Annotated in this window: 1 rRNA gene; it reads right to left on the minus strand. The window is 53.2% G+C overall.

The features are described 5' to 3' along the window. Positions 1–20 precede the first annotated feature (20 nt). Positions 21–971: ribosomal RNA gene (locus HP547_RS28960) — 23S ribosomal RNA — on the minus strand; the annotation flags it as partial.

Here is a 971-nt window from a genome sequence, read left to right on the forward strand (position 1 = left end):
GCAAATTGCTTGGGTGTTATATGGTCAAGCCTCACGGGCAATTAGTATTGGTTAGCTCAACGCCTCACAGCGCTTACACACCCAACCTATCAACGTCGTAGTCTTCGACGGCCCTTCAGGGGATTCTAGATCCCAGTGAGATCTCATCTTGAGGCAAGTTTCCCGCTTAGATGCTTTCAGCGGTTATCTCTTCCGAACATAGCTACCCGGCAATGCCACTGGCGTGACAACCGGAACACCAGAGGTTCGTCCACTCCGGTCCTCTCGTACTAGGAGCAGCCCCTCTCAAATCTCAAACGTCCACGGCAGATAGGGACCGAACTGTCTCACGACGTTCTAAACCCAGCTCGCGTACCACTTTAAATGGCGAACAGCCATACCCTTGGGACCGGCTTCAGCCCCAGGATGTGATGAGCCGACATCGAGGTGCCAAACACCGCCGTCGATATGAACTCTTGGGCGGTATCAGCCTGTTATCCCCGGAGTACCTTTTATCCGTTGAGCGATGGCCCTTCCATACAGAACCACCGGATCACTAAGACCTACTTTCGTACCTGCTCGACGTGTGTGTCTCGCAGTCAAGCGCGCTTTTGCCTTTATACTCTACGACCGATTTCCGACCGGTCTGAGCGCACCTTCGTACTCCTCCGTTACTCTTTGGGAGGAGACCGCCCCAGTCAAACTACCCACCATACACTGTCCTCGATCCGGATAACGGACCTGAGTTAGAACCTCAAAGTTGCCAGGGTGGTATTTCAAGGATGGCTCCATGAGAACTGGCGTCCCCACTTCAAAGCCTCCCACCTATCCTACACAAGCAAATTCAAAGTCCAGTGCAAAGCTATAGTAAAGGTTCACGGGGTCTTTCCGTCTAGCCGCGGATACACTGCATCTTCACAGCGATTTCAATTTCACTGAGTCTCGGGTGGAGACAGCGCCGCCATCGTTACGCCATTCGTGCAGGTCGGAAC

Origin of the sequence: Pseudomonas sp. CM27 (genome assembly GCF_013179515.1) — a bacterium.
Lineage (GTDB): Bacteria > Pseudomonadota > Gammaproteobacteria > Pseudomonadales > Pseudomonadaceae > Aquipseudomonas.